Annotated in this window: 21 protein-coding genes; 3 read left to right on the forward strand and 18 right to left on the reverse strand. The window is 45.3% G+C overall.

Annotated features, from left to right (window positions below):
* Positions 1-44: 44 nt before the first annotated feature.
* Positions 45-2,450 (reverse strand): phosphoenolpyruvate synthase, encoded by a 2,406-nt coding sequence (gene ppsA, locus ICN29_RS03305; RefSeq protein ID WP_216129690.1) that lies wholly within the window; start codon positions 2,448-2,450, stop codon positions 45-47.
* A 104-nt stretch (positions 2,451-2,554) separates the two neighbouring features.
* Here ppsA and ppsR point away from each other — a divergent pair, with 104 nt between their 5' ends.
* Entirely contained in the window at positions 2,555-3,382 is an 828-nt protein-coding gene (ppsR, locus tag ICN29_RS03310; RefSeq protein WP_216129692.1) for a posphoenolpyruvate synthetase regulatory kinase/phosphorylase PpsR, read from the forward strand.
* A 9-nt stretch (positions 3,383-3,391) separates the two neighbouring features.
* Here ppsR and ICN29_RS03315 read toward each other — a convergent pair whose 3' ends face one another.
* The 16 genes from ICN29_RS03315 to rpsB form a co-directional block, all read right to left on the reverse strand.
* Positions 3,392-4,216 carry a TrmH family RNA methyltransferase gene (locus tag ICN29_RS03315; protein ID WP_216129694.1) on the reverse strand — a complete coding sequence of 275 codons (825 nt, stop codon included), beginning with the start codon at positions 4,214-4,216 and terminating at the stop codon, positions 3,392-3,394.
* 2 nt (positions 4,217-4,218) lie between these two features.
* Entirely contained in the window at positions 4,219-4,812 is a 594-nt protein-coding gene (rnhB, locus tag ICN29_RS03320; protein WP_216129696.1) for a ribonuclease HII, read from the reverse strand.
* Positions 4,809-6,014 carry a lipid-A-disaccharide synthase gene (gene lpxB, locus ICN29_RS03325; RefSeq protein ID WP_216129698.1) on the reverse strand — a complete coding sequence of 402 codons (1,206 nt, stop codon included), beginning with the start codon at positions 6,012-6,014 and terminating at the stop codon, positions 4,809-4,811. The genes rnhB and lpxB overlap by 4 nt, the downstream gene beginning before the upstream one ends.
* A gap of 9 nt (positions 6,015-6,023) precedes the next feature.
* Positions 6,024-6,821 carry an acyl-ACP--UDP-N-acetylglucosamine O-acyltransferase gene (gene lpxA / locus ICN29_RS03330; protein WP_216129700.1) on the reverse strand — a complete coding sequence of 266 codons (798 nt, stop codon included), beginning with the start codon at positions 6,819-6,821 and terminating at the stop codon, positions 6,024-6,026.
* Entirely contained in the window at positions 6,821-7,270 is a 450-nt protein-coding gene (gene fabZ, locus ICN29_RS03335; protein WP_216129701.1) for a 3-hydroxyacyl-ACP dehydratase FabZ, read from the reverse strand. Before fabZ ends, lpxA begins: the two co-directional genes overlap by 1 nt.
* A gap of 47 nt (positions 7,271-7,317) precedes the next feature.
* A complete protein-coding gene (gene lpxD / locus ICN29_RS03340) occupies positions 7,318-8,385 on the reverse strand; it encodes a UDP-3-O-(3-hydroxymyristoyl)glucosamine N-acyltransferase (RefSeq protein WP_216129703.1) in 1,068 nt (355 codons plus the stop codon).
* Between the two features lie 5 nt (positions 8,386-8,390).
* Positions 8,391-8,918 carry an OmpH/Skp family outer membrane protein gene (locus ICN29_RS03345; RefSeq protein WP_216129705.1) on the reverse strand — a complete coding sequence of 176 codons (528 nt, stop codon included), beginning with the start codon at positions 8,916-8,918 and terminating at the stop codon, positions 8,391-8,393.
* A 17-nt stretch (positions 8,919-8,935) separates the two neighbouring features.
* A complete protein-coding gene (bamA, locus tag ICN29_RS03350; RefSeq protein WP_216129707.1) occupies positions 8,936-11,284 on the reverse strand; it encodes an outer membrane protein assembly factor BamA in 2,349 nt (782 codons plus the stop codon).
* Positions 11,281-12,411 (reverse strand): M50 family metallopeptidase, encoded by a 1,131-nt coding sequence (locus ICN29_RS03355; RefSeq protein WP_216129709.1) that lies wholly within the window; start codon positions 12,409-12,411, stop codon positions 11,281-11,283. The genes bamA and ICN29_RS03355 overlap by 4 nt, the downstream gene beginning before the upstream one ends.
* Before the next feature lie 40 nt (positions 12,412-12,451).
* On the reverse strand, positions 12,452-13,627 hold the full coding sequence (gene ispC, locus ICN29_RS03360; RefSeq protein ID WP_216129711.1) for a 1-deoxy-D-xylulose-5-phosphate reductoisomerase: 1,176 nt from the start codon (positions 13,625-13,627) through the stop codon (positions 12,452-12,454).
* Positions 13,627-14,454 carry a phosphatidate cytidylyltransferase gene (locus tag ICN29_RS03365; protein ID WP_216129714.1) on the reverse strand — a complete coding sequence of 276 codons (828 nt, stop codon included), beginning with the start codon at positions 14,452-14,454 and terminating at the stop codon, positions 13,627-13,629. Before ICN29_RS03365 ends, ispC begins: the two co-directional genes overlap by 1 nt.
* 19 nt (positions 14,455-14,473) lie before the next feature.
* Positions 14,474-15,247, reverse strand: coding sequence for a polyprenyl diphosphate synthase (uppS, locus tag ICN29_RS03370; RefSeq protein WP_216129716.1), 774 nt, complete (start codon positions 15,245-15,247; stop codon positions 14,474-14,476).
* A 25-nt stretch (positions 15,248-15,272) separates the two neighbouring features.
* Complete coding sequence (gene frr / locus ICN29_RS03375; protein WP_216129718.1) at positions 15,273-15,833, reverse strand: ribosome recycling factor; 561 nt, start codon at positions 15,831-15,833, stop codon at positions 15,273-15,275.
* 11 nt (positions 15,834-15,844) lie between these two features.
* A complete protein-coding gene (gene pyrH, locus ICN29_RS03380; RefSeq protein WP_216129720.1) occupies positions 15,845-16,555 on the reverse strand; it encodes a UMP kinase in 711 nt (236 codons plus the stop codon).
* Positions 16,556-16,741: 186 nt separating this feature from the next.
* Positions 16,742-17,626, reverse strand: coding sequence for a translation elongation factor Ts (gene tsf / locus ICN29_RS03385; RefSeq protein WP_216129722.1), 885 nt, complete (start codon positions 17,624-17,626; stop codon positions 16,742-16,744).
* A complete protein-coding gene (gene rpsB, locus ICN29_RS03390; protein ID WP_216129724.1) occupies positions 17,626-18,375 on the reverse strand; it encodes a 30S ribosomal protein S2 in 750 nt (249 codons plus the stop codon). Before rpsB ends, tsf begins: the two co-directional genes overlap by 1 nt.
* A 268-nt stretch (positions 18,376-18,643) precedes the next feature.
* On the opposite strand from rpsB, the gene map reads away from it, so the two are divergent.
* Together map and ICN29_RS03400 are read left to right on the forward strand one after the other, a co-directional pair.
* Positions 18,644-19,480 (forward strand): type I methionyl aminopeptidase, encoded by an 837-nt coding sequence (map, locus tag ICN29_RS03395; RefSeq protein ID WP_216129726.1) that lies wholly within the window; start codon positions 18,644-18,646, stop codon positions 19,478-19,480.
* Between the two features lie 4 nt (positions 19,481-19,484).
* Entirely contained in the window at positions 19,485-22,085 is a 2,601-nt protein-coding gene (locus ICN29_RS03400) for a [protein-PII] uridylyltransferase (RefSeq protein ID WP_216129728.1), read from the forward strand.
* On the opposite strand, the gene ICN29_RS03405 is transcribed toward ICN29_RS03400, so the two are convergent.
* Positions 22,082-22,561 (reverse strand): NUDIX hydrolase, encoded by a 480-nt coding sequence (locus tag ICN29_RS03405; RefSeq protein WP_216129730.1) that lies wholly within the window; start codon positions 22,559-22,561, stop codon positions 22,082-22,084. The two genes, ICN29_RS03400 and ICN29_RS03405, sit on opposite strands and share 4 nt — an antisense overlap.
* Positions 22,562-22,645: the final 84 nt, after the last annotated feature.

Genomic DNA, 22,645 nt, shown 5'->3' on the forward strand with positions numbered 1-22,645 from the left:
AGGCCTAGATTCAATCTAGGCCTTTTGATGTACTGCTTGAGTTATTAGGTTTTTAAATTCTTACCTAACATTTCCCAGGTCTCAATCACGCTATCTGGGTTTAATGAGATTGAAGTAATCCCCTTCTCTACCAACCAACGTGCAAAGTCAGGGTGATCTGATGGGCCTTGGCCACAGATGCCAACATACTTATTTTGTTTGAGGCAAGCATCAATAGAGCGTGCAATCATGAACTCTACAGCTGGGTCGCGCTCATCAAAATCAATTGCAAGCAACTCCATGCCAGAGTCACGATCAAGACCTAGGGTTAACTGGGTCATATCATTAGAGCCGATAGAGAAACCATCGAAATACTCTAAGAACTGATCAGCCAAAATCGCATTTGATGGAATCTCACACATCATGATGAGACGCAAACCATTGACACCACGCTTCAGACCAAGCTTCTCCATCATCTCAATCACGCGCTTAGCTTGATTAATAGTCCGTACAAATGGCACCATGATCTCTACATTATCAAGGCCCATCACTTCGCGCACGCACTTCATCGCTGCACACTCCAGAGCAAAAGCTTCACCAAAATCTGCAGATACATAGCGTGATGCGCCACGGAAGCCTAGCATTGGATTTTCTTCATCAGGCTCATAGCGTGAACCGCCAATCAACTTCTTGTACTCATTCGATTTGAAGTCAGATAAACGCACGATCACAGGTTTTGGATAGAAAGCGGCTGCAATCGTTGCTACACCCTCAACTAACTTATCCTCATAAAACTGACGTGGGCTAGCATAACCGCGGGCCACGCTCTCTACAGCACGTTTGAGATCAGGATCAATGTTTGGGTACTCCAATACTGCACGGGGATGAACGCCAATGTAATTGTTGATAATGAATTCAAGACGGGCAAGACCTACGCCAGCATTGGGGATTTGGCAGAAATCAAATGCCAGCTGAGGATTGCCAATGTTCATCGTGATCTTCACAGGAATCTCTGGCAATACGCCCCGAGATATTTCGGTGACCTCAGTTTCGATCAAGCCATCATAAATATGACCCTCATCACCTTCAGCACAAGATACGGTCACCATCATGCCATCTTGCAAATGCTCGGTTGCATCGCCACAACCGACTACTGCAGGGACGCCCAGCTCACGCGCAATAATCGCTGCGTGACAAGTACGACCTCCACGGTTAGTGACAATTGCAGAAGCACGCTTCATCACTGGTTCCCAGTTCGGGTCAGTCATATCAGCAACCAATACATCGCCTGGCTGAACGCGATCCATCTCGCTAGGATCACGAATGATTCTCACAGGGCCTGCGCCAATTTTCTGGCCAATTGCACGACCTTTAGCTAAAACCTTAGAACTCCCTTTGAGTTTGTAACGCATCTCGACTTGGCCAGCCGCTTGACTCTTCACAGTCTCAGGGCGGGCCTGAAGAATGTAGATACGGCCATCTTGACCATCTTTACCCCACTCGATATCCATTGGACGACCGTAGTGCTTTTCGATAATGACGGCATATTTAGCTAACTCAGTGATGTCTGCATCTTCCAAAGAAAAACGATTACGCTTTTCTGGGGTGACATCAACCGTTTGCACTTTTTCAGTAGACCCTTTAGGCGCAAATTGCATCTGAATTAACTTGGATCCTAAAGAGCGACGAATAATCGCTTTTTTATCTTGGGCTAGCGTAGTTTTAAATACATAAAACTCATCAGGGTTGACTGCACCCTGCACCACTGTCTCACCCAAGCCGTAGCTTGATGTAATGAAGACTACATCTTTAAATCCAGATTCCGTATCTAAGGTAAACATCACACCAGCAGCGCCCAAATCAGAACGAACCATACGCTGAATACCAGCAGACAAGGCAACTTCAGCATGGGCAAAGCCTTTGTGAACACGGTAAGAAATTGCTCGATCGTTATAAAGGGAGGCAAATACTTCACGGATTTTCTTCAGAACATCGTCGATACCCTCAACGTTTAAAAATGTCTCTTGCTGCCCAGCAAAAGAGGCGTCTGGCAAGTCTTCTGCAGTGGCAGATGAACGCACAGCAAAAGAACCTTTGCCAGAATCATCCAAAACTACAAAAGCTTTACGAATTTCTTCATCTAACTTTGCTTGAAATGGTGCTGTTTCGATCCAGTTACGAATTTCAGCACCAGCTTGCGCTAATGCCCGAACATCATCGATATTCAAACCTTCCAAACGCTTTTGAATACGCTCGGTCAGATTATTGTGTTTCAGAAAATCTCGAAATGCCAATGCAGTAGTCGCAAAACCCGTTGGTACTCGAACTCCTGTGGAGGCTAACTGAGAAATCATCTCACCTAATGAAGCATTCTTACCGCCGACTGATTCAACATCAGTCATCCGAAGCTGCTCAAAAGGCAAAACATAGGCATCTGCCATACTGCTATTTTGTTGCTGTTGGTTGGACATAAAAACTCTCTAAGGGAAGAAAAAACTGGTCGAGCGGCCACTCAAATGGGGCATACTTCAATAATTCCTATTGTAGTGCTGACCCTGACTTTTAGGCCAAATCCATGTCTACCGAAACCCGTATAGTTTTTATTGTTTCTGATGGAACCGGCATTACTGCCGAGAACTTCAGCCAATCGATTCTGGCCCAATTTGAGGCTACTTTTAAGCACATTCGCATTCCCTTTGTGGATAGTGTTGATAAAGCTCATGAGGCCGTCAGCAACATCAACCAAGCACTTAACAAATATGGTGTACAGCCGATTGTGTTCACCACTTTGGTGAATCCTGAACTCAATCATATTGTCAGTAAAGCTAATGGCCTGATTTTGGATATGTTCCAAACCTTTGTGGTGCCTCTTGAGGCCGCACTAGGTATGAAATCAACCCATGCTATGAACCGCCTGCATCACAATGCGGATACTGAAGCCTATAAGAACCGTATCGAGGCCATCAATTACTCCTTGGCTCACGATGATGGGCAATCCAATCAAAATCTCGTAGAAGCTGATGTCATATTGATTGGCATCTCGCGGGTTGGTAAAACGCCAACTAGTCTTTACTTGGCAATGCAATACGGATTGAAGGCAGCAAACTATCCGCTGATTCCAGAAGACTTCGAACGCGGGCATTTACCTAAAGACTTGATACCGTATCGCCAAAAGATTTTTGGCCTCATGATTGACGCTGAGCGACTTTCTGAGATTCGGAATGAACGACGTCCCGGTAGTAATTACGCCAAACTAGAAAACTGTCGTTATGAAATTAATGAAGCAACCGCGATGATGAAAAAACAATCCATCCCTTGGGTTCTCACTACCAGTAAATCGATTGAAGAGATTGCAACCACTATCTTGCAGGCCATGAAATCCGATAAAACGATTTTGGGCTAGCTGCTTGGTTTAACTTCGCCTTACGCGCATTGTCTCAAAGAGGCAAATTGCTGCTGCAGTTGAGACATTCAATGACTCTACCCTTGCATCGATCGGAATAGATACTCCTTTAGCTTGTGCAAGCAAATCGTCTGATACACCCTGCCCCTCGCTACCCATGATCCAAGCAACCGGATGCTGCAATTCCTTTTGTAAGGAGAAGATGTCGCACTCAGCATCCGCAGTAGCAGCTAGCATCGGCGCTGTAACTGCACTGAGCACTTGCTGATTAGACCAGCCTTCGTATAAATCTAACAAGCGGTGCGCCCCCATACCGGCACGCAATACTTTGGTAGACCATAAATGTGCACAGCCTGTTAAAGCAATCACCTGTGTAAATCCTGCAGCGGCTGCGGTGCGCAAGATAGATCCGACATTTCCAGCGTCCTGAATGCGGTCTAAGATGAGCAGATCCCCAGGAAGAGTTGCGATCGATTCTGGCAGTGTTAAGCACGATTTCGGAAGACCAAGTAGACCAGCAATATGCGGTGCACTCACCAACTCACTCAATAAATCCCACAAGGTACTATCCAGTTGATAAACCTTGGTGTCAGGACATATTTCGATATGTTCATAGACTGCCTGTGAAATTTCCACATTCTTAAGGCCAATTTCTGAAGTAAACAAGGTCTTTAGGGCGGGATCACCCACCCAAGTTTGTACTAGATGAATACCCTCCAATAAGGCCTGGCCGCTGGCTAGTCTTGCCTTTTGCCCTTTAGAGCCAGTAGCTTGTAGATTGCGAATCTCTTTAAATAGGGGATTCTCTTTGGAAGTAATGAGATCGAAGTTCATTGCTAACGGGTAATACCTTCAAGAACTTTTCGCACAGGAGAGAAACTTTTACGATGCTCATCACATGCACCAAATTCTTTTAGAGCAGCAAAGTGAGCTTCAGTTGGGTAGCCCATGTGCTGAGCAAAACCATATTGTGGGTGGAGGGCATCGAGTATTTTCATCTGACGATCACGCGTCACTTTAGCAATGATAGATGCTGCTGAAATCGCTGGCTCTTTGGCATCCCCTTTAATAATTGCTTCAGAGGGAATGGGCAATTCAGGACAACGATTACCATCAATTAACGCTTTGTCGGGCCAGGCGCCTAATCTGCTTGCTAAATCCTCAACTGCACGACGCATCGCTAGCATCGTCGCTTGCAAAATATTAATGTCATCAATCTCTGCAGGACTGGCTTGGCCAACACCCCAGGCCTTGGCTTTTTCTATGATTTGCTCATAAAGAAAATCCCGTCTAGCAGGAGTGAGCTTCTTAGAGTCTTTTAATCCTGCGATGGGCTTGCTGGGGTCGAGCACCACCGCTCCTGCCACGACAGCTCCAACCAAGGGGCCGCGCCCCGCCTCATCAACGCCGCAGATCCAAATCAAACTCACGACTGCACTCTTTTCTGACGACTGTTCGCAATCGTTTGAGCAACCGCTTGCGCAACCAAGAGGCCAGTTGGGCGACGAAGAGTCTCATGCATTTGAGAAAACCGCGCCTTGAGTTCACTAACTTTATTGGGATGATTTAACCAATCGATGAGAGCTTGGGCTAACTTTTCTGGTGTAGCCTCATCTTGCAATAACTCTGGAACCACAAACTCACCACATAAAATATTCGGCAGACCTACATAAGGTAAATATCCTTGGCGCTTCATGATTTGAGCAGTAAGCCAAGGTACCTTATAAGAAATCACCATTGGCTTTTTCCAGAGGGCGGCCTGCAGGGTTGCTGTGCCGCTGGCAATCAACACCACATCGGATGCCTCTAATACTTCATCTGCCATACCATCAAGCAATTCAATCTGAATATCAGGCTTCAGATTTTTAGCTTGAAGTAGCAGTTGCTCCAGCGGCGCACGTAATCGTGGTGTAGCCACTGGAATTAAAAAATGGAGCTTTTGCCCTTTTAATTTTTCAGTCAACAACTGCATCGTCTCAAAGAATACCGGGGCAATCAGCTCAATTTCTGAGTTGCGACTACCTGGTAAAACTGCAATGACAATCCCATCGAGCGCAGTGCTAGGTAGTTTTAGTATCTTAGTAATTTTTTCTCGAGCCTGCTTGGTGTTTGGCTCAAGCGGGATCTCACTTGCTAAGGGGTGACCTACATAGGTAGATGCTATGCCTGCGCGATCGTAGATTTCAGTTTCGAAAGGGAAAATACACAGCATGCGCTCAACAGCTCGAGAGATCTTCTTAATGCGCCCCGCTCTCCATGCCCAAATCGATGGAGACACTAAATGTAAAGTTGGAATCCCTGCATTGCGTAAATGGAGCTCAACACCTAAATTAAAATCTGGGGCATCTATTCCTAAATAGACATCAGGACGCCCTTCACCAGTCAGGTTTTGGATAAGCTCCTTGCGTAGCTTAAGAATGGCAGGGAGTTGCTTGACTGCCTCAACATAACCACGAACGCTCAAGGTCTCTATCGGCCAATCGGAACGCATACCTTGAGCTTGCATGCGAGGACCTCCAATGCCATAAACCTCTAGGCCAGCCATATCCGGAATTTGATTTAATGCACTCAGCACTGGTGCAGCAAGCAAATCACCAGAGGGTTCGCCAGCTACACAAGCTAACTTAGGCAAAGTAGCGCCTTACCGAATGATGCCGCGCGTAGAGGCGGCAATGAAATCATGAAACTCGGTCAATTTTTCTGCGGTGGCAGCATCCGCTGTGTTTGCTGTGATCATTTTTTTAATTTCTACCTTAGCATCCTCAAAACTAAAGCCATCCTTGTAGAGAATCTTGTATGCCTGACGTAGTGCAGAAATTGTTTCACTTGAAAATCCACGGCGCTTTAGACCTTCAGCATTAATTCCATGGGGGGCAGCTTTATCGCCTGCTGCAATAACAAATGGCGGGATATCTTGAACCAAAACAGAAGCGCCGCCCAGCATGACATGCTGCCCGATACGAACAAACTGATGAACGCCAGACATACCGCCCATAATCGCCCAATCATGAACTTGTACGTGACCTGCAATCTGGGCATTGCTAGAAAAAATAGTGTGATTACCTACTTGGCAATCATGTGCAATATGGACATAGGACATGATCCAATTATCACTACCGATACGTGTAATACCTTCATCTTGCGCCGTACCAGTATGAATTGTCGTGAACTCACGAACTGTATTGCGATCGCCAATAATCAGTTGAGTCGGTTCGCCACGGTATTTCATATCCTGCGGGACGCCACCAATCGAGGCAAAATGCGCAAAATTATTATCTTTGCCGATGGTCGTATAACCTTCAATGACAGTATGTGAAGCTACCTTAGTGCCAGAACCAATCTTCACATTGGGGCCAATAACAGAATAAGGGCCAATCTCAACATCGCTAGCCAACTCGGCTTTGCTATCAATAACAGCAGATGCATGAATCCGAGTCATTACACACCCTTCCTACGCACGGCACAAGTAATGTCAGCCTCAGCTGCCAGCTCACCATCAACAGTTGCTTTGACATGAAACTTATAGATGCCAGCCTTTTCACGCTGGTAAGTAGCTACCATGACCAATTGGTCTCCAGGCAATACGGGCTTTTTAAACCGGGCCCCATCAATGCCAGCAAAATAGTAGACAGCATCATCTGCTTTTTCTTCCGTAAATGTTAACAAGGCAGCAGTCTGCGCCAAGGCCTCAATGATGAGTACACCAGGCATTACTGGAAAATCAGGAAAATGTCCTTGAAAAAAAGGTTCATTGATCGTGACATTCTTAATTGCAGTAATGCTTTGACGAGGCGTGAATTCTAAGACCCGGTCCACCAATAAAAATGGATAGCGATGTGGCAATAACTTCATGATCTTATTAATATCAATTGCTATTTCTTTACTCATTAGATTGCCCGTATGAAAGTATTTAATTAAATCAATGTAAAAGAGTCTTAGGACTCTGTAGTTTTATTTTTGTCTAGCAAACGCAAGCGTTGACGTATTTTATCTAGACCACGCAAGATAGCGGCATTCTTCTCCCAAGCACTATGCGGCATTGAAGGATAAACCCCCGTGAAATGCTTTCCTGGCTGCGTAATTGAGCGAATAATCGAGGTGTTGCCAGAAATGGTAGTCCTATCAGCAATAGTTAAATGGCCTGCAAAATTAGCAGCCCCGCCAATAATGCAGAAATTGCCAATTTTTGTGCTGCCCGAAATTGCAGCGCATCCCGCAATCACACAGCAGTCACCAACAGTGACGTTATGCGCAATTTGCACTTGATTATCAATTTTAGTTCCCGAACCAATCATGGTATCGCTCATAGCACCACGATCAATCGTAGTCGAAGCACCAATCTCGACATCATTACCAATCACAACCCTGCCAGTTTGGGGAATCTTGACCCACTCTCCGCCGGCTGAAGAAAAATCTGGTGCAAATCCAAAACCATCAGCGCCAATCACAGCGCCACTATGAATAATGCAGCGCTCACCAATTTGTATGTCATGATAAATAGATACTGAGGGGTAAACCAGCGTATCACTGGCAATGACTGTATTCATTCCAAGACTAGTATTCCCCAGAATTACTACACGCTCACCCAACTTGACACCGGCGCCGATTTGCACAAAAGGGCCAATGTGACATGAAGCAGGAACAATTGCTGTTGCATCTATTGCCGCACTTGGATGTATTCCAGACATATATTTTAGCGAGCTGGATTTTGCAAAATACTGGGCCATTCTGGCAAAAGTTACATAGGGATTTTTAGAAACAAAGTAAACCCGCTTTGATGGGTTAGCACTTGGATTCGCTTGCAAAAAATCTAGATCAGCCTTACTGAGAATCAATGCGCCTGCAAGACTATCGCTTGCCTGTTGTCGATATAGCGGATTAGACAGGAAGGATATTTGCTTGGCTTGTGCAAGCTCTAAAGGAGCAAGACCAATAAATACTTGTGAAGCCTCCCCCACCAAGCTTGCTTGAAACTGTTCGGCCAGCTCGATGGCGGTGGGCATAAAACTTACTTGAGACTATTTAAAGCCTTGATGACATCATCCGTTACGTCAGCCTTAGGGCTAACATAAGCAGCTTCTTGAACAATGACGTCAATTTTTCTTTGCTCGGCGATTTGCTTGAGAACTAAATTTGCTTTTTCAGCAATCTTGGCACGCTCTTCAAATGTACGCTGATTCAGATCTTCTGTAAATTCACGTTGCTTACGTTGCAATTCACGATCTTGATCTGCCAACTCACGTTGACGGCGAATCCGCTCTGCTTCATTCATTACGGCAGCATCACGATCTAGCTTTTCAGCAGCAGACTTAATCTTTTGCGCGCTATCACGCAAATCATTCTGACGCTTAGTAAATTCGTTTTGTAGGCGGGTTTGCATTGCTTTAGCTAAGTTAGACTCATTAAATACTTTTTCTGAGTTCACAACCGCCACACGTATGCCGGCATCTTGCGCAAAGACTTTCGGAGCGGCTACAGTTGCTATGAGAGCAACCAAGCCTAATTGAATCCATTTTGAAGAGTAATAAAACTTCATAAAATTTCCTTAAACAATTAAAACGCTGTACCAACCTGGAACTGCAAACGCTGAACATTATCCGTAGGTAAAGATTTATACGGTAGGCCATAACTGAATTTCAAGGGTCCTAACGGTGATATCCATGATAAACCTAAGCCATAGGAGTATTTTAAGACCAGATTAATATTGCTTCCGTAGGCATTACCACCGTCAACGAAGGTAAATACGCGCAGGGTCTTATCAGCCCCAGAGCCAGGTACTGGGACGGTATATTCCACATTACTCACAATTTTAGATTGGCCGCCGGTGGGCTGATAAGCCCCGGTATAGGTGTTGTAGTAGGTAGGGCCTAGTGAGCCAGGGGCGTAACCACGAACTGAGCCAATACCGCCCACATAGTAATTCTTGGTAATTGGGAAGGTATGCGATCCATAAGCCTGGCCATAACCAACCTCGCCATTAAAGGACAAGATATTTCCTTTAGAAAATGAGTGATATTTTTGATACTGGCCAAAAAGGCGATAGAAGGTCATATTGCCAGCTGGTGTTCCAACCTCACCTGACAGCTGCTGCAAGGATCCAGATGATGGAATCAGCGCGCTGTCACGCCCATCGCGTGCCCAACCAACAGTTGCCGGAATATTGTATGTGTGTAAGGTAGCAGGATATCCTGGCGCTGCAATGTTATAGCTTTGAGCGTAGGTTAAATAGGGCTGAGGAGTATTAATCGTGGTGTTGATCTGAAAGGCCTCAATACCAGTGCCGAAGAATACCCGGTCTACCTCCGTGTAGGGCACACCAAATTTAATATTAGAGCCCACCGATTTAATTTGATAATCTGGATCACCAACGTAATAAAGTGGTTTAGATGAGCGGTAGTAAAGATCGGTATAGCGACTAATACCATCCTCAGTGAAATAAGGATCATAGTTCGATAAAGCAAGGCTTTGATTAACCTTGCCCACAGCAGCATTTAGACCAATCGATGTACCCGTACCAAACGCATTCTCTTGATTTATACCAGCAGTCAAAATGACTTTTTCTGTAGAAGAGTAGCCTGCGCCAATCGTTACCGCACCCGTCGGCTTTTCTTTTACCTTCACTTGTACATCTACCTGATCGGGGGAGCCCGGAACATCCTGGGTGGTAATGTCTGTTTCGGTGAAGTAGCCCAAGCGACCAATACGCTTCTTAGACAAGTCAATCTTGTCGCTATCAAACCAAGAACTCTCAAACTGACGCATCTCACGACGAATGACTACGTCACGAGTTTTTGCGTTGCCAGAAATTGCTACCTGACGAACATAAATACGTCGTCCTGGATCAATCACCAGAGTAAGGTCAACCTCGGCTAGATCACGACGGATATCAGGTTGAGGATTGATGGTTGCAAATGCGTAACCATAGGAACCTAAAATCTCCGCAATTGCCTTAGTACTCTCAGTCAACTTAGCAGAAGAAAAAGTGTCGCCAGGCTTTAAAGTGATTAATTGCATGAACTCAGCCTCTTTACCCAAGGTATCACCGGCTACAGTTACGTCTTTCACTGTGAACTTTTTACCCTCATTAATACTGATGGTGAGATAAACACCTTTTTTATCGGGAGTAATCGATACCTGAGTAGACTCAATGACGAATTCAAGATATCCACGATTCAAATAGTAAGAACGAATCGTCTCCAAATCAGCAGTCAACTTTTGCTTGGAATACAAATTGTCTTTGCTGTACCAAGATAACCAACCGCCTGTCTTTAGCTGCATCTCACTTTTAAGAGTACTTTCGCTAAAGGCTTCATTACCAATGAAGTTAATTTCTTGAATTTTGGCAATTGGGCCTTCATCAACATTAAAATAGACGGCCACCTGATTCCGTTCAACCGGGGTAACGGTTGCCACCACTTCAGCCGCATACATGCCCTTGCCCACATACTGGCGCTTTAACTCTTGTTCAGCCTTATCAATAAGCGCCTTGTCATAAAAGCGGGCTTCAGCAACCCCTACGGCCTTTAAAGACTTTCGAACAATTTCCTGATCAAACTCCTTCATGCCCGTAAATTCAATCCGAGAGATGGTTGGACGCTCTTCAATAATCACAATCAGAACATCGCCTTGAGCCTGAATTTGCACATCCCTAAAGAAGCCGGTGCTATACAAAGCCTTAATTGCTTCTGCACTCTTTTCTTCTGTAAAGGTATCCCCAACTTGCACAGGCAGATAGCTAAATACAGTGCCCGGCTCTACCCGCTGCAATCCTTCGATACGAATATCCTTAACCACAAAAGATTCAGCCGCATAAGCATGCAAACTAAGCGTGGCAGCAAAGATCAACAAAAGCTGAGCAATTAGACGGATAGAAATGCGAAGAGGTGAGGTCAGAAAATTCAAGGCGAAAAATAGCGTTGTAAATCGTTAAACAAGGCCAGAACAGATAGAGAAATCAATAATAGAAAGCCCACTTTCTGGAACTGTTCTTGTATCGAAATCGATACCCGCTTACCAGCGACCAACTCCCATGCATCATACAGTAGCTGCCCCCCATCAAGCATTGGGAAGGGAAGCAAATTCAATAAGCCAATGCTAATACTTATAAGTGCTAAAAATGCAAAAAATGGCTGCCAACCTACCTGGGCAGACTTACCCGCCATATCCGCAATACTTAAGGGGCCACCCAACTGCTTTAGCGAGGTATTTCCGGTGAATATTCCAGCCATTAGCCTTATAGAGACCTTAGTAATCAACCATACCCTCTCAGCAGCAAATCCCATAGCATCAAGGGGCCCTAATTTCAGCTCAGCCCACTGCGCCAGAGGCACTGACTTAGGCAGAACTCCAAGGGCCAGCATAGGATCATTTTGAGGGCTTAATTGGGGCAAATCCTGAGTCAAAAAGGTCTTAATGTACTGACCGCCCGAAGGAGTCTGCATTTCTAAGGCAAATCCAGTTTCCCCAGTAAGAGCATCCAAAAGAATCCAGCGCAAGGCATTCCAACTGAGAACAGGTTCAAATTCACTAGCAAGGGGAACGGAATTTGAATTAGGTAGACTCTGCCAACCAATCACCCGATCGCCTTCCACAACGCCCAATTTAGCCGCAACTGAATTTTCGGGTGGGGCCTTCAATAGCGCCGGCAATTGTGGAGCACCAGATACGTAAATAACAGCGAACAAAACTACTGCCAAGAAAAAATTAGCGAATGGGCCGGCGGCAACAATGAGTGAACGCTGCCAGAGTGGTTTGTGATCAAAAGCATGCAGCTCATTTGTGGGGTCAATGGTTTGTTGACGATCTCGACCATCTAGCAACTTCACGTAACCGCCCAGAGGAATGGAAGCAATCACCCACTCTGTTTTGTTATTTGCAACATAAGTAAACAATGGTTTACCAAAGCCAACCGCAAATCGAAGTACGCGCACTCCACACAAGCGGGCGGCTAAAAAGTGTCCGAACTCATGAAAACTCACGAGCACCCCCAAAGTGACTAAAAATGCAGCAAGAGTAATAAGTGCCTGCAAATAAGTTCCTAATTACTTTTTGAAATGAAAGACTGATAGTCTAAATAAAATCACGCGCTGCTTTTCTGGCTTGTGCATCAATCTCCAAAATACACTCGATCGAGTCTGCATTAACTACTGGCATGAGATTTAACACCTTCTCGACTACTAAAGGGATACGCAAATAAGGCATACCCTCATCCAAAAAAGCGGCCACTGCAATTTCATTAGCGGCATTCAGAACCGTAGGTGCAGTACCTCCCGCTTTTGCAGCTGCGAAAGCCAAAGACAAACAAGGAAAGTGCGCCAAGTCTGGCTCGTTAAAGCTCAAGGCTGCCAATTGAGTCAAGCTTAAGGGTGCAACACCAGCATCGATCCGCTCTGGCCACGCTAGACCATAAGCAATCGGCGTGCGCATATCAGGTTGACCTAATTGTGCAATTACAGAACCATCTCGGTAGCGCACCATGGAATGCACTACGCTTTGCGGATGAATTAATACTTTAATTTTTTCTAAAGGTAATCCAAATAACCAAAAAGCCTCAATCACTTCGAGTCCTTTATTCATCATGGTTGCTGAATCGACTGAAATCTTTCTACCCATTACCCAATTTGGATGAGCGCAGGCTTGCTCAGGCGTAATGCCTCCTAATTGCTCCAGAGGAGTACTTCTAAAGGGACCGCCTGAGGCAGTTAACCATAACTCTTCCACACCCAGACTTGGATTTGGCGTTTTAGAAAATTGAGCAGGAAGACATTGAAAAATGGCATTGTGCTCACTATCAATGGGCAGTAGCTCACCTCCGCCCTGCTTCATGGCTTGTATAAATAAATTGCCAGACATGACTAAAGCTTCTTTATTTGCAAGCAATACTCTTTTGCCTGCTTTGGCAGCAGCTAAGGTAGGCACTAAACCAGCGGCGCCAACTATCGCAGCCATGACTGTGTCACATCCTGATTCTGTAACAGCACTGACTAGTGCTTGAGGACCATAGAGCACTTGCGTACTGATTTTTTGATCACGCAATAACTTCTCTAGGCGAGCTGCGCCATCAGCGTCAGAAACAACTGCAATGGCAGGTTTAAATTCAGCACATTGCTGCGCCAATCGATCGATTTGTTTTCCAGCTGTAAGGGCAGATACCTTAAATCGGTCTGGATGTGCCCGGATCACATCCAGCGTATTCACACCGATAGATCCCGTTGATCCCAGAATAGCGATATGCTTTATTGTCATCACACAAACCCTGCCAGTAATGCTGCAATTGGCATTGTTGGAATCAAAGCATCAACGCGGTCGAGTACACCACCATGCCCTGGCAACAAATGACTACTATCCTTCACTCCAGCCAAGCGTTTTAACTGAGACTCAAATAGATCGCCAAAGATACTAAAGGCGACTAAAACTGTCACCATCAAAAACATCGGCACCCATCCAAAACGAATTGCCCACGCACCAAATAGACTAGACTCAAAAGGTAAATAGATTACACAGAGCAATGCATAGCCATAAGAGAGCGCAAGACCACCAATAGCACCCTCAACTGACTTGCCTGGACTGATTTGTATAGCTAGCTTGCGTTTACCAAATGACTTACCAACAAAGTAAGCGCCAATGTCCGCAACCCAAACCAAAGTCATGCTGGTCAATAAAAATATTAAGCCAAGCTCACGCAAGAAAACCAGAGCAAACCAAGTTGCCGGCAATAAGATCAAACCGAGTACGACGTAAAAGGGGCGTAACTTTTGTAAAGAAAGGTTTATGCCTTTTGCCAAAATAAATGGTGCTACAAAGAACCAAAAGATAACTGCCAAAAGTAATAATGCAAATTGCCAGGATGGGTTTTGCATACCAAGCAAAAACAAAATGATTGCCAAAGAAAATAATGCATATAACCAAGCAGCCCGCCTAGCTTCTGGAGCAAGTAAACAGCTCCACTCCCATGCAGCAGTCAATAAGGCCGCCAAAAAGAATGCGCCAATATACATAGCTGGCAATAACAATAGGATGGGGAAAAATACTGCTAGCAGAACAAGGGCAGTAATAACTCGAGTTTTTAGCATGGGTGATTTATGGACAGAATCAGACTGCGTTACTCAGCGCTTGCGAAGCAAGCTGAGCACTGGTGCGACCAAAACGGCGCTCGCGCTGGCTAAACCAATCAAATGCTTTACGCAGCTCAACTTCATCAAACTCAGGCCATAAAACATCTGTGAAATACAGCTCGGTATAAGCCAGCTGCCATAACAAGAAATTGCTCACACGCTGCTCGCCTCCAGTACGGATAAATAAATCTGGCTCTGGAGCGTAAGCCATAGAGAGATGGGGGGCAAGCAATTCCTCAGTCACTTGCTCTGACTTCAGATTGGGATTAGCTTCTAAGCAACGGCGCATGGCTTGCAAGATATCCCAGCGGCCGCCATAGTTCGCAGCAACGGTTAAGGTAATCGCTTTACACCCAGCAGTCTTTTCTTCTGCAAACTGAACCATTTCTTGTATCGCTGAATCGAAACGACTGAGGTCGCCAATCACGCGTAGGCAAATACCATTTTCAGCAAGACGTGCAACCTCACCTTTCAGAGATTTGAGAAATAACTTCATCAAAAAGCCTACTTCTTCTGGAGGGCGACGCCAGTTCTCAGAACTGAATGCAAAAATAGTGAGATATTCAACACCGCTGCGATGACACTCTTGAATAATCTTACGAACCGCAGCCAAACCCTCTGAGTGGCCAGCGACCCGGGGCATCATGCGTTTGCCTGCCCAACGCCCGTTACCATCCATGATGATTGCCACATGGCGAGGAATCGCGCTTAGCTCCGGAATATCCTGGGTTGAACTGGGGTGTTGAGTCATCAGAAACTTAAATTCAATCAGGTCCTTAAACCGTCATGATCTCTTTTTCTTTTTCAGAAATGATCTTGTCAATGTCGACTACTGCCTTGTCTGTCATCTTCTGAATATCGTCAGTCGCGCGACGCTCATCATCCTCTGAAATTTCTTTATCTTTAGTCAAGCGCTTTAAATGCTCGTTAGCATCACGACGCAAATTGCGCACAGCAATCTTGGTATCTTCACCTTCACTCTTCACAACCTTAGTGAGTTCACGGCGGCGCTCTTCAGTCAAAGCAGGCATTGGTACCCGGATTACGGTCCCTTGCGACATTGGGTTTAAGCCTAAATCAGAATCCCGAATTGCCTTCTCAATAGCTGCAACCATCGTCTTTTCAAATGGTTGAACGTTAATGGTGCGGGCATCTGCCAAACCTAAGCTAGCAAGCTGAGTTAAAGGGGTGGGATTACCGTAATACTCCACCTGCACATGCTCCAAAATTCCGGGATTAGCACGTCCAGAGCGAATCTTTGCCAAACTACTTTTCAAAGACTCAAGAGACTTTTGCATCTTTTGATCGGTTGTGGATTTAATTGCTGCTGCAGACATCAGGCCTCCTATTAAACATGCACCAAGGTACCCTCGGATTCACCCTGCACTACGCGCATTAATGCACCTGGCTTGAGAATCGAAAATACTTTGATTGGTAATTTACGGTCACGACACAAAGCGAATGCAGTGGCATCCATGACTTGCAAGTTTTTAATAATTGCTTCATCAAAGGTAATGGTCTTATATAAAGTTGCGGCGGGATCTTTTACTGGATCAGCGCTATAGATACCATCGACCTTCGTTGCTTTGAGCATGACATCAACGCCCATCTCAGCACCACGAAGAGCGGCGGCTGTATCAGTTGTAAAGAATGGGTTACCTGTGCCAGCTGCGAAGATCACCACCTTACCTTCACTCATTGCACGAATCGCACGCGGACGAATATAAGGCTCAACTACTTGATCCATTCGAAGTGCAGATTGCACGCGTGCCTCAACACCCTTTTGACGCAAAGCATCTTGTAATGCCAGGGAATTCATCATGGTAGCCAACATACCCATATAGTCTGCAGTAGCTCGATCCATACCGGCAGCACCACCGGCAACACCACGGAAAATATTACCGCCGCCAATCACAATGGCAAGCTCAACACCGCTACTCACTACCTGGGCAATTTCTGAGACCATGGAATCAATCGTGATCGGATTGATTCCAAAAGCATCATCACCCATAAGGGCTTCACCAGATAGTTTGAGGAGGACGCGTTTGTAGGCTGGCATGTTTTTATTTTTCCGTAATTTGCCAAGTAATTTACTTACTTAGCTTATTGATCTTTAAGCACTTTTTAATATCTCCGCTAAATTATAAAGGGCTTGGGGAAGATCAAACAAAAGGGCATAGAAACCTGAGTTTCTATGCCCTTTTGGGTATTACAGACCATCTGGGGCAAACCCCAAAATGGCTAATTAAGCAGTAGCTTTAGAGGCAGCAGCTACCTGAGCGGCAACTTCAGCCGCAAAGTCATCTTGGCGCTTCTCAATGCCCTCACCTACAACAAACATCGTAAAGCCCTTGATTGTTGTATTTGCAGCCTTGAGCATTTGCTCAACAGTTTGCTTGTCGTTCTTCACGAAAGTTTGGTTCAACAAAGAAACTTCTTTGAGGTATTTCTGAATAGAACCTTCAACCATTTTCTCAACGATTTCTGGTGGTTTGCCAGATTCAGCAGCTTTTTGCACGGCAACGCTACGCTCAATCGCAATCGCTTGAGCAGGAACGTCTGCTGTAGATAAAGCAACAGGCTTCATCGCAGCAATATGCATTGCTACATCCTTAGCAGCAGTATCGTCACCATCAAATTCAACCATCACACCAATGCGTGTGCCATGGAGATAAGAGGCTAACTTACTGTTGTTAGCAAAACGCTTAAAGCGACGTGGCATGATGTTTTCACCGATCTTACCGATCAATGCACTGCGAACTTCATCAACGGTTTTACCATTTAATGGCAATGCCAACAAAGCAGCCACGTCAGCGGGGTTCTTTTCAGCAACCAACTTCACGCAGTCGTTTGTAAACGCCAAGAAGTCATCGTTCTTCGAAACGAAGTCAGTTTCGCAGTTCACTTCAAGCAAGGCACCTGTAGTGCCATTGATGAATGAAACAACAATACCTTCAGCTGTTACACGAGAAGCAGCTTTACCAGCTTTGCTACCGAGTTTGACGCGCAGAATTTCTTCTGCACGTGCCATGTCACCATCAGCCTCAGTCAAAGCTTTTTTGCACTCCATCATTGGAGCATCAGTCTTGGCGCGTAACTCGCCAACCATTGCGGCTGTAATAGCGGCCATTATTCAGCTTTCCCTTCTTCAACAAACTCTTCTTCGCCTGCTTTAACAGCAGTCAAGATTTCTTGGACAGAATTGGCCTTGCCTTCGAGGATTGCATCAGTAATACCGCGGGTATAGAGGAGAACAGCTTTGCTAGAGTCATCGTTACCAGGAATGATGTAATCAATGCCTTCTGGTGAGTGGTTGGTATCTACCACAGCAATTACTGGAATACCAAGTTTGTTAGCTTCAGTAATAGCAATCTTGTGATAGCCGACATCCACAACAAAAATAGCATCAGGAACACCATTCAAATCTTGGATACCGCCAAGTGCTTTTTGCAATTTATCGAGATCACGGTCATTGGTCAAAGCTTCTTTCTTAGAAAGCTTTTCCCAGTCGCCAGCTTCTTTAGCAACTGCCATATCTTTTAAACGCTTCAGTGAACCTTTAACAGTTTTAAAATTGGTAAGCGTACCGCCCAACCAACGGCTGTCGATATAAGGCATACCAGCACGAGTTGCTTCTTCAGCAATGATCTCGCGTGATTGACGCTTAGTACCAACATATAAAATAGTGCCACGATTAGCAGCAACTTGTTTTGCAAATTTCAGGGCATCCTGAAACATTGGCAATGTTTTTTCCAAGTTGATGATGTGGATCTTATTGCGATGGCCGAAAATATAAGGAGCCATTCTTGGGGACCAGAAACGGGTTTGGTGACCAAAATGGCAACCGGCTTCCAGCATTTGACGCATTGTTACTGACATAACTTCTCCTAAGGGTTGGTTCTAAAGTTGAGTCCTAGCTGCGCTAAAAAACGCCACCCCGGAAGGCTCAACTTGCGATTTCAAGTCCAAAATAGACCTGAGACCAAAATTATAGCTTAAATATCAATGCTCTAGCTAGCCCTGCCCCAGTATCAAACAAAGGGAAGAGGCATAAAAGTGGTTCTGAGGACTCCCTAAAGAAGACAATTGCCTAAATTCTAGGCAATCTTACTAAGTCAGAACTGCCCAAGTCGTTGATAATCAAGGCATGAATAGTGTGTTTACCGCAGAAAAAGACATCCTTGGGATGCGAGAAGCTGGTCGCTTGGCTAGCGAAGTGCTGGATCATGTGACGCCCCATGTCAAAGCTGGGGTCACCACTGGTGAATTGGACCGCATTTGCCATGAGTACATGCGCGATGTCCAAAATACGATTCCTGCACCACTGAACTACCAGCCACCAGGCTACCCACCATTTCCAGCATCCATTTGTACCTCAGTAAATGATGTGATTTGTCATGGCATTCCAGGTGACAAAGTTTTAAAAGGTGGTGATGTTGTTAATTTAGACATTACTGTGATTACTCCCGATGGCTACTACGGTGATACCAGTCGTATGTTCATGGTGGGCGAAGTTTCTGTTATGGCAAAACGTCTCACCCAAATTACTTTTGAATGTATGTGGCTTGGCATTGCAGAAGTAAAGCCCGGCGCATCACTTGGCGATATTGGTCACGTTATCCAAAGCCATGCTGAAAAGTCTGGGTACTCAGTAGTGCGTGAATATTGTGGACACGGTATCGGCAAAGTATTTCATCAAGATCCACAAATTCTGCATTACGGCAAACCAGGCACGGGTGAAAAACTCCTTGCTGGCATGACCTTCACAATCGAACCCATGATTAATGCTGGGCGTCGTGATATTCGTACGATGCCTGACCAGTGGACAGTCAAAACAAAAGATCGTAGCCTATCTGCGCAGTGGGAACACACCCTCCTAGTTACGCAAACTGGTGTTGAGGTCTTAACCTGGTCCGAAGGTAGCAACCCTCCACCTGATTGCGTTAAAGGTCTTTCTTTTAGACCATTGCTCGCTAGCGTCTAAATCCATGAGCGATTTGCAGCAGGGAAAAAATCAGATTACCGACGCAGCAAATCTGCGCGTCGCACGAGAAATTGCATACACCGAGTTTAAAAAAACTCAGGCTGTTGGAAAACTCACTAAGCAGTTAAGCAAATTCACAGATCAGCTTCTCACTCAATTTTGGAGTGATTGTGGTTTGAACAACGATGCTACTTTGCTTGCAGTTGGCGGATACGGTAGGAGCTCACTATTTCCTTACTCTGATATTGATATCCTCATATTGCTACCCACAAATGCTGAGTTGGCTCAGTCCTTGTCAAAGAAGGTTGAGCAATACGTCACGAACTGTTGGGATGCCGGCTTGGAGATTGCATCTTCAGTAAGAACGGTTGCTGAATGCATTTCGGAATCCGAACAAGATATTACAGTGCGCACTTCTTTACTTGAGGCGCGATTCATTTGCGGCAAAAGACAACTGTTTAAGGAATTTTCAAACGCATTTGAAGCTGCCATGGATCCCAAAGCTTTTTTCCAAGCCAAACAAGCAGAGCAAATTCAGCGTCACTATAAATATCAGAACACGCCCTATGCCCTTGAGCCAAACTGCAAAGAAAGCCCTGGTGGCTTGCGGGATCTTCAAGTCATCTCTTGGGTCAGTAAAGCTGCATTACTTGGTAATACCTTTAAAGACTTAAACGCAGCAGGCTTGGTCACCCAACGCGAGCTCACTGAGCTGAATCGCAATCAGCGTTTTTTAGAGACACTGCGGGCGAATCTCCATTTGCTAGCAGGCCGCCGACAGGATGTCCTAGTTTTTGACTTACAGACCGCATTAGCAAAGTCCATGGGCATCGAAGAAGAGTCATCACGCGAAGCTAGTGAAGCAATTATGCGTCGCTACTACTGGGCTGCAAAAGCGGTGAATCAACTCAATGACGTACTGCTGCAAAACATTGAAGCGCTACTCTTTCCACAAGAGTCAAAAACGACACATCCAATTCCTGGTGAAGGTAATGAGTATTTTATTGAGCGCCAAGGCGTCCTAGATATCACTGATCCGCAGCTTTACCAAAAGCATCCCGAGCAAATCCTACGAACCTTTTTAGTACTTTCTCAAACGTCTAATGTAAAGAGTCTTTCGGCAACTATTTTTAGAGCCTTGTACAACGCTCGTCAAAAGATGGATAGCAAATGGCGTGCTGCCCCGGTGAATAGAGCCCTCTTTATGGAGCTACTCAAACAACCAGAGGGCGTAAGCCGAGCATTTCATCTTATGAATAGCACTAGCGTCTTGGGTCGCTACCTACCTGCCTTTAGAAGAATCGTTGGACAAATGCAGCATGACTTATTTCATGTGTACACAGTTGATCAACATATCCTGATGGTATTACGTAATGTACGTCGCTTTATGGTGATCGAGCATACCCACGAATTTCCATTCTGCAGTAGCCTGATTGCCCACTTTGAAAGGCCATGGCTGTTAGTTGTAGCCGCCTTATTTCATGACATTGCCAAAGGCCGCGGTGGCGATCACTCGCAATTAGGCAAGGCTGATGTACGTAAATTTGCTAAAGATCATGGCTTAGATAAGAAAGATACTGAACTCATAGTATGGCTAGTTGCAGAGCATCTCAATATGAGCCAGACAGCTCAGAAACAAGACATCACCGACCCAGATGTGGTGCGAGCATTTGCCAAAAAAGTGGGTGATGAGCGCCACCTTACTGCACTCTACTTATTAACTGTGGCTGACGTTCGTGGCACTAGCCCCAAAGTTTGGAATGCCTGGAAAGGCAAGCTCTTAGAAGACCTCTATCGCGCTACCCTCAGAGTCTTGGGCGGAGCCAAGCCCGATGCCTCTTCAGAACTAGCGCAACATCAAGAAGAGTCCAGAACTAAATTACGGTTGTACGGCATTGATGATGAGTCTTATGAAGATCTCTGGAAGCAACTAGATGTTGCATTCTTCTTAAGACAAGATTCAACCGATATTGCTTGGCTCACACGACATCTTTATAACAAGGTCAATAGTGATCAACCTATCGTCAGAGCAAGGCTATCTCCGATTGGCGATGGATTACAGGTTGCCGTCTACGTTAAAGACCAAGAAGACCTCTTTGCCAGAATTTGCGCTTACTTTGAAAAACATGGTTTCTCAATTTGGGATGCACGCATTCATACGACACGCCATGGTTACGCTTTAGATACCTTCCAAATATCCGGCAGTACCTTAATAGATGAAGGTGGAAGCTACCGTGACATCATTCAACTAGTGGAGTTTGAATTGACCGCCGCCCTCACGAATGCAGATCCCTTACCTAATCCAAGCATGGGTCGTCTCTCTAGACAGTCACGCACCTTCCCAATTCAGCCACGTGTCCATATGGTTCCGGATGATCGCGGCAGATATTACACACTGGCACTATCGGCCAGTGACCGCACAGGTCTTCTTTACACAATCTCTAGGGTGCTTGCCAAACATCAAGTCTCGATTCATACCGCACGAATCAATACCCTAGGCGAGCGAGTAGAAGACGTATTGCTGCTTGATGCTGCCAACTTGGGTAAGAATCCCAAGTTACAAATCCAACTTGAGACCGAATTGCTAGAGGCCTTGGGGGCTTAATTTAGCTTTGCTAGGGCTCGCTTAATGCGGTCACTTTCAACCTGGTCAAAAGAAATCCATGCGCAAGCAAGATCCTCAGTAGATTGCTCTTGAGAGGATACCCTCAGACAATATAGTAGGTCGATATGCAAATGAGTGTCTTCACCCTTCTTGGGATTTGCTGGGATTTCATGAATGTCGATATCGATTGGCTCAAGATCTTTCGAATCCGGAACGCAGATAAAACCAGTCTCCTCATAAACCTCACGAATGGCTGCATCAATCGGCAATTCGCCATCATCAATGTGACCGCCCGGCTGAAACCATCGTTTAATAAATGGATGGAAGATTAGCAACACCTTGCCGTTATTGATAACTAGACCACTGGCCGTAATATGCCCTAGCTTATTAGATCTTTTGAAGGGGTTTTCATAATCAAGGATCGAATAAACCTGTTCCTCAAAAATAGAATTAAAAGATTCGGGCAATTTCTGCATAGAAAATCTTTAAATCAAAAATCTTACTAAGAGCTACTATGGCTTGCCACCTGATTTCTTGGTAAGAAATTACCTACAAAAGAA

The sequence above is a fragment of the Polynucleobacter nymphae genome (assembly GCF_018882155.1).
GTDB classification, from domain to species: domain Bacteria; phylum Pseudomonadota; class Gammaproteobacteria; order Burkholderiales; family Burkholderiaceae; genus Polynucleobacter; species Polynucleobacter nymphae.

Coding starts and splice junctions, on each gene's coding strand:
- ppsA (WP_216129690.1), bottom strand. CDS start 2,450: ATGTCCAACCAACAGCAACAAAATAGCAGTATGGCAGATGCCTATGTT.
- uppS (WP_216129716.1), bottom strand. CDS start 15,247: ATGACTCAACACCCCAGTTCAACCCAGGATATTCCGGAGCTAAGCGCG.
- ICN29_RS03315 (WP_216129694.1), bottom strand. CDS start 4,216: ATGAACTTCGATCTCATTACTTCCAAAGAGAATCCCCTATTTAAAGAG.
- ICN29_RS03405 (WP_216129730.1), bottom strand. CDS start 22,561: ATGCAGAAATTGCCCGAATCTTTTAATTCTATTTTTGAGGAACAGGTT.
- map (WP_216129726.1), top strand. CDS start 18,644: ATGAATAGTGTGTTTACCGCAGAAAAAGACATCCTTGGGATGCGAGAA.
- rpsB (WP_216129724.1), bottom strand. CDS start 18,375: ATGTCAGTAACAATGCGTCAAATGCTGGAAGCCGGTTGCCATTTTGGT.
- ICN29_RS03345 (WP_216129705.1), bottom strand. CDS start 8,918: ATGAAGTTTTATTACTCTTCAAAATGGATTCAATTAGGCTTGGTTGCT.
- ICN29_RS03400 (WP_216129728.1), top strand. CDS start 19,485: ATGAGCGATTTGCAGCAGGGAAAAAATCAGATTACCGACGCAGCAAAT.
- lpxD (WP_216129703.1), bottom strand. CDS start 8,385: ATGCCCACCGCCATCGAGCTGGCCGAACAGTTTCAAGCAAGCTTGGTG.
- fabZ (WP_216129701.1), bottom strand. CDS start 7,270: ATGAGTAAAGAAATAGCAATTGATATTAATAAGATCATGAAGTTATTG.
- tsf (WP_216129722.1), bottom strand. CDS start 17,626: ATGGCCGCTATTACAGCCGCAATGGTTGGCGAGTTACGCGCCAAGACT.
- ICN29_RS03365 (WP_216129714.1), bottom strand. CDS start 14,454: ATGCTAAAAACTCGAGTTATTACTGCCCTTGTTCTGCTAGCAGTATTT.
- lpxA (WP_216129700.1), bottom strand. CDS start 6,821: ATGACTCGGATTCATGCATCTGCTGTTATTGATAGCAAAGCCGAGTTG.
- frr (WP_216129718.1), bottom strand. CDS start 15,833: ATGTCTGCAGCAGCAATTAAATCCACAACCGATCAAAAGATGCAAAAG.
- pyrH (WP_216129720.1), bottom strand. CDS start 16,555: ATGCCAGCCTACAAACGCGTCCTCCTCAAACTATCTGGTGAAGCCCTT.
- ppsR (WP_216129692.1), top strand. CDS start 2,555: ATGTCTACCGAAACCCGTATAGTTTTTATTGTTTCTGATGGAACCGGC.
- ispC (WP_216129711.1), bottom strand. CDS start 13,627: ATGACAATAAAGCATATCGCTATTCTGGGATCAACGGGATCTATCGGT.